Below are 14854 nucleotides of genomic sequence, written 5' to 3'. Positions count from 1 at the left end.
CATACTTGATCACTGTTCAATTGTCTTGATCAGCGTTCAATAAATTAGCTATGCGACAAAAAATTGTTCGTAGATCAAGCCAAGCGCGAGGCACACCATAATGACACCCGAGCATAATGTGACGCCCCGAGCTACCTTTGGACGTGAGCGCAACAACGCCCTTGCTGCCATCGCGACGCTGAAGTAGACAACAATCGAAACGCCCACATGTGTTAGACCGTAGGTGGCGGTCTGAACGGAGATTGGCGCTGTTGCTGAGGTGTCCAGGTACTGCGGAATCAAGGCAACGTAGAGTAGTAACGCTTTGGGATTTGTTCCACTGGTCAGTAGGCCACGCAGGTACGGGCTTCGTGAAATTATGGAACCTTTGGGCTTGGACATGACCGCAACGGAACCCTCGCTCAGCGGTGTGCGACTTTCTGCTGGTACAAAATCTGCAGAGTCGACGCTAGAAGGACTTGAAGCCTCGGCTGGATCATAAAACTTCGCACGTTTGAATGACGCCAGCGTGGAGATGCCGAGCCAGAGTAGGTAGAAGGAGCCAGCAACGGTTAACCACATCAAAGCAGTTGGTGAACTGGCGACCAAAGCTGCGATTCCGCAAACCAACAGTGCCGTGTGCAAAAGGTAGCCGGAGATGAGACCCCAGATTGCTGGCCGGTAGCTGCGCTGGCCGAGGGCTGCCGAAATGATGTATGCCCAATCGGCTCCTGGGGTGCACGCCAAAGTAACTGAGACTAGGAGAAATCCTGCAATTTGAGCGAGGTCCATAAGTCCGTCTCCTAGGTATCAATCAGCGTTGAATCAACCATAGGAAATTTCACTCAAAATGTGTTTGCTGATTTTTGGGAGGAATCCGAACTTTGTGCAAGAAAAGCGTACTTTCTGACGAGTTGGCGCAAACTATTTGTGCGCTACGCTGGCATCATGGACAAATTGGATCGCGCGATACTCGCTGAACTGCAGATTGACGGTCGTATCAGCGCTACGGCGTTGGCCACAAAGATTGGTCTGTCCGTAGCTCCGTGCCATCGACGTATTCGTGAGCTTGAGCGAACCGGAATCATTACGGGATATCAAGCCGTGATCGCTGCAGATCGGGTTGGTCTAGGTTTTGAAGCGCTCGTGTTTGTCACGCTCAAGGATCGTGCGCAGCTCAAAGATTTTGAGCTAGCCGTCGAAAAGGTGGATCTCATCGTTGACGCGCAACGACTTTTTGGTGAACCTGACTTTTTGCTCCGCGTTTTTGCCGAAGACCTCAGTCATTACCAGCGCGTTTATGACGATGTCTTGGTCGGACTACCTGGGGTTGAGAAGCTCACCAGTACCATCGTGATGCGTAACATCAAAGAGCGCGCCGTTATCCCTGTCTAGTTGCGCGAAGAGCTCTAGCGCGGGCGGCGGCTGACTCGGGGAGTTAGTAGAAGTGACATCACCAAGACGATCGCACAGATCCAGAGTGCTTGAGGCAGTCCGGTGCTGTCGACGATGAGTCCAATGAGTGGCGGGCCGCCAAGCATTGCACCATATCCGAAGGCGCTGATAATGCTTACAGCCTTGGGGCCCAGGCGTTCACTCCTGGAAGCTGCGATACTCATGCCGACGGGGAAGCCCAAAGAACTGCCAAGTCCCCACATTGCCGAACCCAAACCGATGAGATACGGATTGGCTCCGATGATGAACAGGCAAACGCCAACTAGTCCGATAGATCCCATGAACAGCAACGTGTTCTTGTGCCCAAGTCGGTCTACGAGCTGACCGCCAACAAAACGGCCCAACGTCATAGCCCCCACGAACAGCGTGAACATGAGCGCACCGTCCTGGTGCTTCAACCCGTGGCCGTCCACGGTGGCAACGGCTATCCAGTCGTTGGCAGCACCCTCTGCGAAGCTCAGCCCGGCAACCATCAGACCCAAGAGCATAAGTAGTCCGAGCTTGCGTGGTGGTGCCGAGGACTGCGCAGATTTCTCTTTGGCACGGTTTGCGAAGTTCTCGTTTTCCCACGAGGACAGTCCAAGATGGGCGACAAATGCCAACACGAGAATGGCTACGGATACAAAACTGAAATGCCAGATACTCGGGATGTGCAGTGCGATCGATGCTGTTGCCACGCCGGCTCCCAACAAAGAGCCTAGGCTGAAGTAACCGTGTAGCGAGGGCATGATGCTCCGCCCGAGTTCACGTTCAATTCGTGCACCGCTGACGTTCATCATGATGTCGAGGCAACCAAAAATGATGCCGTTGATAAACAAGGCAATGTAGGCCAGTGCCGTACTTTGAGTGATTGAGATGGCGATGCCGAGTATCGGAAGGCAAAGCGCAAGCCCCAGAGGCAGAGAACACAAGAGTCGTTTTGTGGGAACGTATCGACTGATGGTTGGGATGATTGCCAAGCCAATAAGTGTTCCGACGGTCATGCAAAGCAGGAACGAGCCGAGACCTAACCCGGAAAATCCTAGTACTGCATCGATAATCGAAAGCCGGCCGGCCCACGAAGCGAAGGAAAGTCCTGCAAGCAGGAATATTAGGTTGATACTGGTGCGCTCAGAGGGGACGAGCCGCTCTCGGATGGCGACCGGTTGAATCATGAGAAAATGTTGCCTCTCGGTTTCTATATTCCCTAGAGTTTATCGCAAAATTCGCCGCTAAGTTACCGTTCAGTTGCCCCATGTTTTGATTCAGCGAGGATGCGTGGCTCCTGTTAAGCGCGCGCACAGGAAACTGGCTGATCTCAGGCCATCAGGCGACGAAACTTATGAAGCTGGAAGGCGATAATTGCCCCTACGCGAGTCTTCAATTATTGCCAAATGAGGGCAGGGAATCGGTGCGGGAACATGCCGTGAGCCCTGTCTAGCAACTGCTAGACGCCAGGTTTTTCGAACGCTGTCCCATGGACTAAACCTGTCTAGCGAAGCAGGTATTCTCTCCACAAGAAAAAACCGCTGCTCACTTATTTTCAAAGTGAACAGCGGTTAAATGTGCCCCCGACCGGATTCGAACCGGTGACCTAGAGATTAGAAGGCTCTTGCTCTATCCAGCTGAGCTACGGAGGCTTAGCCGAAGAATAGTTTAGCTCATTGCCTACTAAAAATACGACTTGAGGCTACTAGGGCGAAGTTATCCATTTCCGCCTAATCAGGCAAGGTTATTTCAATTGACCAAAATCTCGGCCTACTTAACTGCAACGGCGTCTTCGCGATTCTAGGCACATCGTCTGGACCGGTGAGCCAGCCACTTCTAGTTCGAACGTCGCCGGAGCAGAACTTGGATCACCTCGGGCAACAAGGAGGGGCGATTGACTGGGTATCCACAAATCGCGGTCGTCGCTCTCTTGGGTAATCGAGCAGGCAGCACCATGAGGACTAACGCCGGGAACAGTCCTCGGTGTCCGGATTATAAGGAGGGGGTCCAGTGAGCGATCTAGTGACTATCCGTGCCATCGTTGGCACGGATCCGCAGTTGACCATTACCCAAAAAGGAGTTTCTGTTCTGAAGTTCCGAGCTGCTACTCACGAAAGGAAGCGAGATCTTGAATCAGGCCAATGGGTCGACGGGCCAACTAACTGGTATTCAGTCTCGGCTTTTCGAGGCTTGGCGGAGAACACCATGGAGTCACTGGCCCAAGGTGATCATGTGGTGATTTTCGGCAAGCTGCAGATCAGAGAATTCGAGAGAGCAGATGGTACGCGCGGAACAAGCGCCGATGTCGAAGCCTTCAGTGTTGGTCACGATCTTCGTTTTGGAACAAGCACCTTCACGAGAGTTCGTACGGACACCTCAGAAATTGAACGAGTATCGCATTCTGAATCTCAAACGGACGCAGATGCGAGTTGGCCAAAAGACCAGGGTCAAGCGGCCTGAATACTCATTGTTGGGTGGTGCTTGGCTCACTTAAGTGAATCCGAGCACCACCAAGCCAAAATAGTTGAGTTCGGATTCGGTTTTGCCCCCTATCACCGACTAGCCTTAACAACATGGCGGAATTCATTTATACGATGACCAAGGCTCGCAAGGCCGTTGGTGACAAAGTCATCCTTGACGATGTCAGCATGTCGTTCTTCCCAGGCGCCAAAATTGGTGTTGTGGGACCGAACGGTGCTGGTAAGTCAACGATCTTGAAGATCATGGCGGGTATCGACACCCCGTCCAACGGTGAAGCGCGGCTTTCACCAGGATATTCGGTGGGCATCCTGCTTCAGGAGCCACCGCTAAACGAAGAAAAGACCGTCCTGGGCAACGTCCAGGAAGGCGTAGGCGAGATCTACGAAAAGATCACTCGCTTCAACGAGATTTCCGAAGAGATGGCTCAAGAAGGTGCTGATTTCGACACCCTTCTTGAAGAAATGGGCAAGCTCCAAGAAGCTATCGACGCAGCCGATGCATGGGATATCGACAACCAGCTAGAACAGGCAATGGATGCATTGCGTTGCCCACCTGGCGATGAGTTGGTAACCCACCTCTCCGGTGGTGAGCGTCGTCGTGTTGCTCTTTGTAAGCTATTACTGCAGAAGCCAGACCTGTTGCTGCTCGATGAGCCTACTAACCACTTGGACGCCGAGTCCGTACTTTGGCTGGAGCAGCACCTAGCTGCTTACCCAGGCGCAGTATTGGCAGTTACTCACGACCGTTACTTCCTCGACCACGTCGCCGAGTGGATTTGTGAAGTTGACCGAGGCCGTCTGCACCCATACGAGGGCAACTACTCCACTTACCTGGAGAAGAAGCGCGAGCGTATGGAAGTTCAGGGCAAAAAGGATCAGAAGCTTGCTAAGCGTCTGGCCGAAGAACTCGAATGGGTTCGCTCGAACGCGAAGGGACGTCAGACCAAGTCGAAGGCTCGTCTGGCTCGATATGAAGAAATGGCTGCGGAAGCTGAGCGCACCCGCAAGCTTGACTTTGAAGAGATCCAGATTCCACCTGGCCCACGTTTGGGTCAGCTTGTTATTGAGGCCAACGACCTCAAGAAGGGTTTCGGCGAACGTGTATTGATCGACGGACTATCCTTCTCGTTGCCTCGCAACGGCATCGTTGGTGTCATCGGTCCGAACGGTGTTGGTAAGTCAACTCTCTTCAAGACCATTGTTGGCATGGAAGAGCTAGACGCTGGTTCGCTGAAGATTGGCGATACCGTCAAGATCTCGTACGTTGACCAGAACCGCGAAAACATTGATCCGACGAAGTCCCTGTGGGAAGTTGTGTCGGATGGCATGGACTACATCCAAGTTGGACAGGTTGAAATGCCTTCTCGCGCTTACGTCTCGGCCTTCGGTTTCAAGGGCCCAGACCAGCAGAAGAAGGCCGGCGTGCTTTCCGGTGGTGAGCGCAACCGTCTGAACTTGGCATTGACCCTGAAGCAGGGTGGCAACCTCTTGCTTCTCGATGAGCCAACTAACGACTTGGACGTTGAGACCCTTTCCTCATTGGAAAATGCTTTGCTTGATTTCCCAGGCTGTGCCGTCGTGGTCTCGCACGATCGTTGGTTCCTGGACCGAGTGGCAACCCACATCTTGTCCTACGAGGGCACCGAAGAGAACCCATCGAACTGGTACTGGTTCGAGGGCAACTTCGAGTCCTACGAAGCGAACAAGGTTGAGCGCCTGGGCGCCGATGCAGCTAAGCCTCATCGCGTGACTCACCGTCGACTGACTCGCGACTAGGAAGCTGTACAGCAATGGCCGCCACTTTTGTGGCGGCCATTGCTGTATAACGAAGAAGTTCAGTAGTCGAGCTATTGCCGCGACGTCGAAGCGTTCAGGAATTCTGAGATACGCAGGTACTCCCGATTTTGGTGGAGCAAATGTTGTTCTGAAAGCCCATGAAGAATCTCGTGAACTTCCGCCGCGATTAGTCGTGACCCGCCTACGTTGACCGATGAGTGAAGCGTGGCGCGGAAGGCTACGGGCGCATCGATGAAATGCGGTTCACCCGTAGGCAAGATACGAAATTTTTGCTCAGGCGTGAAACGCGGGGCTCCCGGTCGGGCGAAGTTGGTGGCCAATTCGTCCTGCTGTTCGCCGAGCATGTGAATGACGAAGCTGGAAGCGGCAAGGACCGCGCCGGCAGCTCCTGACTCTTTGGCTAGCGAAAATGAAACGGCTACTGGCTCAATGGACAAGGAAGCCAAGGAAGAAATAGTCAATCCGTAGGGAACGTCATCTACCGTTGCGGTAATAAGTGCGACACCAGCTGGATGATGGCGGAACGCCGTACGAAAATCATCTGACAATTGGCTCATCCAGTGGCTCCTTTGCCTGAACCCGAGAAATAAGGTTCAGCAGCTGATGTGGAAGTTTTACAGGCTCCCACCAACGATATTGATTACTTCCACACTAAGACCTCAAGTAAACTTGAGGTCAAGGAGGGGAGTCGTGATGATTCGCACAACAAGTCCGCAGGAACCTTCAGAAGAGCTACCCGCGCAAGAATTGCTCACCATCGGACAGGTCAGCGACCGTACCGGAGTTGCCCGCTCAGCCCTTCACTATTACGAAGAGGTTGGGCTCATCTCGTCATTACGCACAGGCGGAAACCAACGTAGATACCCAAGGCATCTGCTTCGTCGGATCTCACTCATTACCGTAGGCCGGCAACTGGGCATTGCGCTCAAAGACATCAAGCACGCTTTAGCCCCAGTACCTATGAGTCGTGTCCCGTCGGAAACGGACTGGCTCAGGGCCACCGAACAGTGGAAACAGGTATTGGCAGCTCGTCGCAGGGCAATCGAGGAGCTAGAAAATCGGCTTATGGGATGCATCGGATGCGGGTGCCTCTCGATGCAAGCTTGTGGGCTGCTTAACCCCGAAGATCAACTGTCTAAGGATGGATCAGGGGCCAGAAGGCTGGAGGTAATCGAAGGAGCTGAACAGGACGACTGATCTTCACGATGTGGTTGAGACCTGACGAGATTTACTAGACTGAATCCATGAAGATTGCTCAGCTATTTCGTTTTCCGATCAAGGGCTTGCCCGGCGAAGCAATCGACGCTGGCGCTGTCAGCGTTGGCAGTGGAATACGCGGCGATCGCAGTATCGCATTCACGAACGGAACGGTTGAGGTTCTTGACGGACAGTGGGGCAGCTGCCATAGCTTCACCATCCTAAAAAACAATAAAAGCCTGCAAAAATGGTCTGTGGAATCCAACCCTCCATTTATTACCGTCGCAGCGCCAGATCAAGTGAATGCGTCTTCACTGACATTCGACTCGTCAACGCCTGGCGGCGTGGCGGAACTTGGTGCGTACTTGTCAGCGCATCTTCCGACTCAGGGTGCCATCGAGCGCCGAGCAGTATCTATGCCGAAGGGAATGTTCGATTCTCAACGTTCGGGCATTTCCATCATTAATCCCAGGACAGTCGAGCGTCTATCGGTCGCGGGGCAGATTGAGATGGACCCGCGCAGATACCGCGGCAATATATTAGTGGAAGGACTCCCGGCCTTTGCAGAATTTGGACTCATCGGCAAGGTAATACGCATTGGCGAGGCAAGGATTGCAATAACCAAGTCGATTGAGCGGTGTTCGGCCACATCGGTGAATCCGGAAACCACTGAAGTGGATATCAATGGGCCACGGTTGCTTGCCACGCACTTTGGTCATTTGCATTGCGGTATCTACGGAACGGTTCTCGATCCCGGAACGCTTGAAGTGGGCGACGAGATTAAGATTGAAATGCCAAGCGAGGATATTTCAAACCTAGTTCCCGCGAAGCGTTCGCCTCGATATGCGACAGTCCAAAAAACCACCAAGGTCTCTTCAGACCTAGTCGAAATTACTTTGAGCGACACATTCGGTTGGTTCAAGGAGCACGACGAGGCTGGAACGTATCTTAGGGTTCACTTCTCGGATCCTGCTTGGCGAAACTACACGGTCACCGCCGTTGACGAGCAGAACGTCACCATAGCCGTAAGGATTCAAGGAGCAGTCTCTGCGAAACTGTCGCAACTTGAACCAGGAGAACAACTACTGATATCTGGACCCTACGGGTCGGTGACTGCTGCCAAGGTCCTGCGAGAGTGCACGGCCTTGGTCTCAGCGGGAATTGGGATCACCCCTGTTCTTGGGCTGCTACGTGATCATGAAGCTGCCGCGCAGGTACAGGATCTCCGACTGGTGCACGTTGAGCGTGGCGCCCCGAACGCGCTGTTCTCGGAGGCAAGAGCACTAGCTGGCCGAGGGAATGCTGCGCCTACGGTTCAATATTTTGATAGCACCGTGGCACGTCCGAATCCTGAAGACATCGCCCGCGTAGTCGCAGGCTGTGACAGCGTGGTGATTTGTGGACCTCAATCGTTCACGCAGATGGCTCAGGAGATCTGTCGAGCCGAAGGTATCGAACCGCAGAACATTCACTGCGAGGCCTTTGTTTCACCGCACAAAGATTTCAGCGAGCTATTTCAAGACTTCGCTAAGGAAGAGATCAATTGTTTTGACTCTGGAAAACACTTTGAGTGGCAACCAGAACAAGGTGTACTTCTGGATGCGTTGCAGGCTCAAGGGATCGACGCTCCAAGCTCATGCCAAGCCGGATCCTGCGGTCAATGCGCGGTCAAGCTGCTCAAGGGGAGTGTGAGCTATCCGATGGAGCCCAGCGCCACGATACCTGACGGTCACGTTCTAACGTGCGTAGCCGTACCAAGGGAGAACGTGGAGCTGGACATCTAGGAAGCCAAAGCCAAGATTATTTCTTGGTCCCAAATTCCGGAAGCCGGACCATGCCTTCTTGCGCGACTGTTGCTACGAGCTGACCATCGCGGTTGAAGAATTGCCCGGTGCCAAGTCCTCGTGCCGAGGAAGCCGAAGGGGAGTGGAGGACGTAGAGCAGCCACTCATCAACTCGGAAGTCCCTGTGCCACCACATGGCATGGTCTAGGCTAGCGATGCTCAACCCGGGATGGATCCAGGCTAGTCCATGTGCCTTGAGAATTGGTTCGAGCAGCATGTAGTCGCTGGCGTACGCCAACGCTGCACGGTGCATCGTCGGATCGTCTGGCATCGCCGAAGTCGTCCGCAACCAGACTGCCGTATCGGCACCACGAGTCTCGTCGCCGGAAAGGTAGATGGGCTCGGAGACATGACGAACGTCGAATGGGCGTTCAAAAGCCCATTCCCGGGCTACAGGATGATCCAGATGACCCACAAGTTCAGCTGTGGTTGGCAGGGATTCTGGATCAGGTGCGTTCAGCGGTGCTGGGTCATGATGCTCTAAACCCTGCGCTGGTTCTTGGAACGAGGCGATCATCGAAAGGATGGGATCGCCGTTCTGGTAGGCATGAACTCGGCGTGCGGAGAATGAACGACCATCGCGCAGGCGCTGTACCCCGAAGGTAATGGTCTGCTCAGGGTCGCCGGGGCGAAGGAAATATCCGTGCAAAGAGTGGATAGCGCGAGTGGAATCTACGGTGCGCGATGCGGCCATGACAGATTGAGCCAATACCTGGCCACCGAATACGCGTTTCCGGTTCTGTTTGGGCATGCGACCGACAAAGATATCTTCGTCGGTTCGGGCCTGATTTTCCCCATCCAGATTTAGCAAGTCCAGTAGTGCCTGAGTGGTACCAAGGTCTCCGGTCACGGCATAAACTCCTTGAAGTTCTTTGTAGTGCAGATCTTTACCCAATGTTACTTGAAGGTACCCTCTTCATTGGGCGGACCTGCTTGTACGTAAACTATACGATTACCTGACCAGACTTCACGCCATGAGCTAATTCGTGGAAATTGGGCATGCTCGTCGTGAGAACATTAATCCATGGCAAGCGACGTACTGATTTTTGACGATGTAAATTCCGTCAGTGACCTTTCGAACTTTATTAGTCGAGCCAAGACTATTGAAGATGACGCGGCGCTATTTGTTGCCCGAGGAACCGCGCTGGCCGTTTACGTACCTGTTCTAGTTCCTGCTGAATTGGGCCAGGGTCAATACACCGTTCTAGGCATGCGCGTACACCGGCTGGCTCAGCCGGCTGAGCTAGATGCGAGTTACTCATTGTCTTCAGTGCAGGATCGACTGGCAAGAATGGGGGATAGTTCGGTCGAATTCACCGTGCCACCGGTCGAAGCTACAGCTCGTTGGGCCGGCATTTCTGTGCCGATGTCGCAGTGGGAAGACTCAGGCTCTATTGCCGATGCTGACCTATCCCGGGCCGCCCAAACCGGAATTGATGCAGTTGCTCAAGCGCTGCCAGAGAATCCGGGAAAGCCTGTCATCTCGCAAATTCGCCAACGTGTATGGTCCTCCGAAATTGAGGGACAAGATTCACCCTTGCCACTGGGCGCGGCCTTTGCGATGCATGCGTTGGGCTTCCTGACCAAAGATGGACAGAGCCGAATATTGCGCAGGGGTAGTTGGTACCGCGTGAGCAACGGACGTGGGCACGCGGTAATGCGCCAGTCCTCGTTACTGGGTTAGATCCTCGAAGTTTAAACTAATGGTCTGAAACCAATATTGGTTTCAGACCATTAGTTTTTGAAGCTCCGGATTAGTCCGGTGTATTCAGCATTGAGTGTGCAGCGCGTTCGAAGTAATCTCGAAGCGTCTCAGCGTGCAGTGGAGGCAGGTCCAACTGATCAATGGCCTTGTTCATATGGCCCATCCACACATCGCGGTAGTGCGAGTTTACGGTGAAGTTACCATGGCGCATTCGTAGGCGCGGGTGTCCGCGGTGCTCCGAATATGTAGTCGGGCCACCCCAGTATTGTTCAAGGAACAACTGAAGCCGTACCTGTGCTGGATGCAGATCCTTTTCCGGGTACATGGTGCGGAAGTCTTCATCCTGAGCTACAGAATCATAGAAATTCTTGGTCAATTTTGCGAATACTTCTCGGCCGCCTACCTCGTGGTAAAACGTTCCCGGGTACAAAGATGCGTCTACAGGTTGCTCTGCTAGGTCAAGAAACTCTTGGCTTGATGCACCTAAAACGAGAGGTTTGCTGAAAGGATCCTGCTTAACGCTGTGCGGGATTTGCGGGTTTTCACTCATATTCATTCCTCAAGAATTGCTTGGCAGGACCGGTTCATGAAGTACCGGGAAGTTAACAGACCTAGCAATGAAACAAACTTTGTTGGCTTGTTCATGCAGTGAGTTCGCGAGTTCGCGCTGAGATTCATCAGCCAGTCTGACCGCGGGCTTCAGAACTGCTTGCGTGAATTCGCCACTGTTATCAGCATTCAGGCGCAAAGTACCTTGCGCGGTGTCGGTGTAGCCAATAACTTTCAAGCCGTTATTCACCGCAATGTGTAGATACGAAAGCATGTGGCATTGACTCAATGCTGCAAGCAGTAATTGCTCTGGATTCCACCGGTCCTTGTCGCCATGGAAGGTCGGGTCGGCCGTTCCTGGTAGAACTGGAAGACCCGGCGAGCTGACAATATGGTCCCGTCCATAGCTTCGGTAGCTATCAGTTCCAGTTCCGCGGTTGCCGGTCCATTCGAGGCTGACGCGATACTCATGATGCGAAAGATCCATGAAATTATTGTCGCATCTTTAACCAAATGGGGATGCACACATGAGCTTTGAGAGCTGAGCGTGCATCCCCATCTATAGTTCAGCGGTTGTTTTAGAAATCTGCCTGGCGTGCAGCTAGAGCGCGTCGAACATCAGCAGCGGACTCGGTCAACAAGCGGCGTAGTGCTGGATGCTTGTCGCCCAAAGATTCCAAGAAGGCCTGCGTCGTGTCCAAGGTAGCCTGTGACACCTGCGAGCTTGGGTAGAAGCCCAGCACGATCTGCTTAGCCATTTCGTGGGAGAAGTTTTCCCACGCATGGACCAACAATGCGAAGTACTTCTCACCGTATTCAGCGATCAGGGACTTGTCATGAGTGTTGTTGAACCCTGCGATGACGGCGCTTTGCTGATCATTGGACAGCTTCGCTGCGGTTGCCGCTTCAAAGGCTTTGGCCTTGGCTTCTGCCGTTGGGCGTGAAGCTCGGGCGGTGTACCAAGAGGCCTTACCCTTTGCGGTGTCGTCCGTGGCGAGAACTGCATCAATTTGTTCATCGGACAAACGTCCACCGGCACTCAGCGCGATGGTCAAAGACCACTTCAAATCGGTATCAATGACCAGACCGTCCAGTGTCTTGGATCCGTCGAACAGGCTTTGAACTGTATCGAGCTGTTCAGCGCTACGGGAACGGTGCGCAAAGGCCTTGGCAAACTGCAACTGGGCATCTGAACCGGCCTGAGCTTCAGTGGCCAGCTGCCACAAACGATCCGCAGCCTGAACCGAGAGCTCACTGCTATTTTCTGGGGTCACATAGCTATCCAGTGAGGTGTTCAGCTGGCGCAAGAGGACCATGATGACGGACGAGTCAAACTCGTGCCCGATGTTGTTCAGAAGCAACTGGACGTAGGTGCTGGCAGGGGATTCAGCATCACGCACGGAGTCCCACGCAGCGGACCAAACAAGGGTACGAGGCAGGGACTCTTGGAAGTCCTTGAGGTGCACGGTTGCGGTCGCTAGTGAGCGTTCATCCAGACGAATCTTCGCGTACGTCAGATCATCATCGTTGAGCAGCACCAAGTCAGGCTGAGCGAGCCCAACCAAAGACGAAACCGGGGTCGAGGCACCCGAGATGTCTAGTTCTTCTCGGTGCACACGCTGCAAAGATCCATTTTCGTCAAGGCTGTAGAACCCGACCGCCAGTCGGTGCTGACGCAGAGTTGGGTAGTCGGAAATTGCACTTTGAAGGATGCTGAAGTCGGTGATGATGCCAGCATCATCGGTGCTGATCTGTGCAGTAAGCGTGTTGACACCTGCAGTCTCAAGCCACTGTGCGCCCCAGCCGCTGAGATCGCGACCGCTGGAGGCTTCAAGCTCGGAGAGCAAATCAGGAAGCTCGGTGTTGGACCATGCGTGCTTAGCAAAGTACTGGCGCACGCCTGCCATGAATTCTTCCTGGCCGACAAACGCAACAAGCTGACGCAGGACGCTGGCACCCTTGGCGTAGGTGATGCCATCAAAGTTGACCTCAACATCTTCGAGATCGTTGATTGGTGCCACAATCGGGTGAGTAGAAGGCAACTGATCCTGGCGGTAAGCCCAGTTCTTCTCCAAGGTATTGAACGTGGTCCACGCGCTAGTGAACTCGGTGTTCTGAGCCGCAGCCAAGGTCGACATGAATTCGGCGAAGGACTCATTGAGCCACAGGTCGTTCCACCATTTCATGGTGACGAGGTCGCCAAACCACATGTGCGCCAATTCGTGCAACACGGTGATGGCACGGCGTTCTACCATCGCTCCGGTTGGACGAGAACGGAACACATATTCTTCAAGGAAGGTTACAGCGCCGGCATTTTCCATGGCACCTGCGTTGAATTCAGGCACGAACAGCTGGTCGTACTTCTCAAATGGGTAAGGGGTGCCGAAGTTCTTTTCGTAGAACTCGAAACCTTGACGGGTGATCGTCACGATATTTTCGACGTCCAGGTATTCCATCATGGATGCGCGAGCAAAAACGCCGAGTTCAACGGTACGTCCGCTAGAGGAGACCAGCGAGTCACGGGCTACTTGGTAGGGGCCAGCGATAAGCGCGGTGATGTAGCAGGAAATTCGCTGAGTCGGGGCAAAGGCCCAAGTCGCCGCTTCGCCCTGCTCTTGTGGAGCTGGGGTTGGAGCATTGGAAACAACGTTCCAGTACTTCGGTGCGGTCACCGTGAACTGGAAGGTCGCCTTAAGGTCTGGCTGCTCGAACACGGCGAACATGCGACGGCAATCGGCAACTTCAAACTGGGTATAGAGGTAAACCTCTTGGTCCACTGGGTCGACGAAGCGGTGTAGCCCTTCGCCGGTGTTCATGTACAGCGCGTCTGCATCAATAACCAGGACGTTTTGCTCGGCAAGGTTGGGAAGCTGAATGCGGATGCCATCGGAATGGGTTGCTGGATCTAGCTCGACCCCATTGAGGTTGATCGAGCGCACATTGTCGGTGACAGCATCAATGAAAGTTGAAGCACCTTCGGTAGCGCTAAATCGTACCGTGGTTTTGGACGTGAATACCCGCTCACCGCGGGTGAGGTCCAGGCTAACCTCGTAGCTGTCGACGTTGAGCAGTCCTGCGCGTACGGTTGCCTCAGCGCGGGTGAGGTTCATTCCTGGCATTGGGTCTCCAGTTCTTGATGAAGTGTGCGTCCGAGACAGTTATGAAACGGATACTGAATATTTGTATATTGTGTCACTTCTGGCGGGGTGTAAAGCAAGTCATCTCTGGAACAATTTACGCAAATGCCCCATATCGCCTAGAAACCTGGTGGCTTGAGTCTCAATCCGTGAGAAATCCTGCCGATATTACTGCCAGATCATCGGAACATGACAAGGAGCTCATCGGACCTCGCTAAGCTGTATAGGAAAGTAAATGACCCCTCCAAGCTAAAAGAGGCCACAGACTATGCGCGTGCATATTGCTACAGACCATGCCGGATTAGAGCTCAGCGACTACTTGGTGAAGTACTTGACTGGCAAAGGCTATGAAATGGTCAACCATGGTCCAGAGTCGTACGATCCTGAGGATGACTACCCTGCGTTCTGCATCAACGCTGCGAAGGCCGTAGTCAAGGAACAGCGCGAAGGATTGGATTCCCTAGGCATCGTTCTTGGTGGCTCCGGCAACGGTGAGCAGATTGCGGCAAACAAGGTTGAAGGCATTCGTGCCGCCTTGGCCTGGAACTTGGATACCGCCAAGTTGGCGCGTGAGCACAACGATGCCAACGTAATTGCCGTTGGCGGACGCCAGCACTCGGTTGAAGAAGCCGCAGAACTAATCGAAGCTTTCTTGGCTGAGCCGTTTAGCGATGCAGAACGCCACGTACGACGAATCGGCAAGATTGCCTCGTACGAAACCACTGGCGAGGTTATTGACTAGTC

Annotated in this window: 14 protein-coding genes and 1 tRNA gene; 7 read left to right on the top strand and 8 right to left on the bottom strand. The window is 53.6% G+C overall.

What is annotated here, in order from left to right; all coding sequences use genetic code 11:
* Window positions 1–48: 48 nt before the first annotated feature.
* A complete protein-coding gene (locus ACT3RW_RS09415; RefSeq protein WP_444613566.1) occupies window positions 49–771 on the bottom strand; it encodes a LysE family translocator in 723 nt (240 codons plus the stop codon).
* A gap of 156 nt (window positions 772–927) precedes the next feature.
* Between ACT3RW_RS09415 and ACT3RW_RS09410 the strand changes: the two genes are divergently transcribed.
* Entirely contained in the window at window positions 928–1374 is a 447-nt protein-coding gene (locus ACT3RW_RS09410) for an Lrp/AsnC family transcriptional regulator (protein ID WP_262197574.1), read from the top strand.
* Window positions 1375–1388: 14 nt separating this feature from the next.
* Here the strand turns inward: ACT3RW_RS09410 and ACT3RW_RS09405 are convergent, their stop codons facing one another.
* Complete coding sequence (locus tag ACT3RW_RS09405; protein WP_444613565.1) at window positions 1389–2588, bottom strand: MFS transporter; 1200 nt, start codon at window positions 2586–2588, stop codon at window positions 1389–1391.
* Window positions 2589–2979: 391 nt separating this feature from the next.
* Window positions 2980–3053, bottom strand: a tRNA-Arg gene (locus ACT3RW_RS09400).
* Between the two features lie 358 nt (window positions 3054–3411).
* Between ACT3RW_RS09400 and ACT3RW_RS09395 the strand changes: the two genes are divergently transcribed.
* Both ACT3RW_RS09395 and ettA read left to right on the top strand, forming a co-directional pair.
* Window positions 3412–3861: a single-stranded DNA-binding protein gene (locus ACT3RW_RS09395; protein ID WP_444613564.1), complete on the top strand. Its 450-nt coding sequence runs from the start codon at window positions 3412–3414 to the stop codon at window positions 3859–3861.
* A gap of 113 nt (window positions 3862–3974) precedes the next feature.
* On the top strand, window positions 3975–5657 hold the full coding sequence (gene ettA / locus ACT3RW_RS09390; RefSeq protein WP_131088390.1) for an energy-dependent translational throttle protein EttA: 1683 nt from the start codon (window positions 3975–3977) through the stop codon (window positions 5655–5657).
* A 71-nt stretch (window positions 5658–5728) separates the two neighbouring features.
* Here the strand turns inward: ettA and ACT3RW_RS09385 are convergent, their stop codons facing one another.
* Window positions 5729–6235: a flavin reductase family protein gene (locus tag ACT3RW_RS09385; RefSeq protein ID WP_444613563.1), complete on the bottom strand. Its 507-nt coding sequence runs from the start codon at window positions 6233–6235 to the stop codon at window positions 5729–5731.
* A 136-nt stretch (window positions 6236–6371) separates the two neighbouring features.
* Between ACT3RW_RS09385 and soxR the strand changes: the two genes are divergently transcribed.
* Window positions 6372–6875 carry a redox-sensitive transcriptional activator SoxR gene (soxR, locus tag ACT3RW_RS09380; RefSeq protein WP_262199722.1) on the top strand — a complete coding sequence of 168 codons (504 nt, stop codon included), beginning with the start codon at window positions 6372–6374 and terminating at the stop codon, window positions 6873–6875.
* A gap of 47 nt (window positions 6876–6922) precedes the next feature.
* Window positions 6923–8659: a 2Fe-2S iron-sulfur cluster-binding protein gene (locus ACT3RW_RS09375; RefSeq protein ID WP_444613562.1), complete on the top strand. Its 1737-nt coding sequence runs from the start codon at window positions 6923–6925 to the stop codon at window positions 8657–8659.
* Between the two features lie 16 nt (window positions 8660–8675).
* On the opposite strand, the gene ACT3RW_RS09370 is transcribed toward ACT3RW_RS09375, so the two are convergent.
* Window positions 8676–9569, bottom strand: coding sequence for an acyl-CoA thioesterase (locus ACT3RW_RS09370; RefSeq protein WP_131088386.1), 894 nt, complete (start codon window positions 9567–9569; stop codon window positions 8676–8678).
* A gap of 174 nt (window positions 9570–9743) precedes the next feature.
* Here ACT3RW_RS09370 and ACT3RW_RS09365 point away from each other — a divergent pair, with 174 nt between their 5' ends.
* Entirely contained in the window at window positions 9744–10403 is a 660-nt protein-coding gene (locus ACT3RW_RS09365) for a hypothetical protein (protein WP_131088385.1), read from the top strand.
* A 70-nt stretch (window positions 10404–10473) separates the two neighbouring features.
* Here ACT3RW_RS09365 and ACT3RW_RS09360 read toward each other — a convergent pair whose 3' ends face one another.
* From ACT3RW_RS09360 to pepN, 3 genes are all read right to left on the bottom strand, one after another.
* Window positions 10474–10974 carry a globin gene (locus tag ACT3RW_RS09360; RefSeq protein ID WP_444613561.1) on the bottom strand — a complete coding sequence of 167 codons (501 nt, stop codon included), beginning with the start codon at window positions 10972–10974 and terminating at the stop codon, window positions 10474–10476.
* Between the two features lie 9 nt (window positions 10975–10983).
* Window positions 10984–11460, bottom strand: coding sequence for an OsmC family protein (locus ACT3RW_RS09355; RefSeq protein ID WP_444613560.1), 477 nt, complete (start codon window positions 11458–11460; stop codon window positions 10984–10986).
* Window positions 11461–11551: 91 nt separating this feature from the next.
* Window positions 11552–14092 carry an aminopeptidase N gene (gene pepN / locus ACT3RW_RS09350; RefSeq protein WP_444613559.1) on the bottom strand — a complete coding sequence of 847 codons (2541 nt, stop codon included), beginning with the start codon at window positions 14090–14092 and terminating at the stop codon, window positions 11552–11554.
* A gap of 286 nt (window positions 14093–14378) precedes the next feature.
* Between pepN and ACT3RW_RS09345 the strand changes: the two genes are divergently transcribed.
* A complete protein-coding gene (locus ACT3RW_RS09345) occupies window positions 14379–14852 on the top strand; it encodes a ribose-5-phosphate isomerase (protein WP_131088382.1) in 474 nt (157 codons plus the stop codon).
* The last annotated feature ends 2 nt before the right edge of the window (window positions 14853–14854 follow it).

It is taken from the genome of Glutamicibacter sp. AOP5-A2-18 (assembly GCF_052446055.1).
Classification (GTDB): domain Bacteria; phylum Actinomycetota; class Actinomycetes; order Actinomycetales; family Micrococcaceae; genus Glutamicibacter.
Note: the sequence above shows the minus strand (reverse complement) of the source record. Positions and strands in the feature narration are given on the sequence as shown.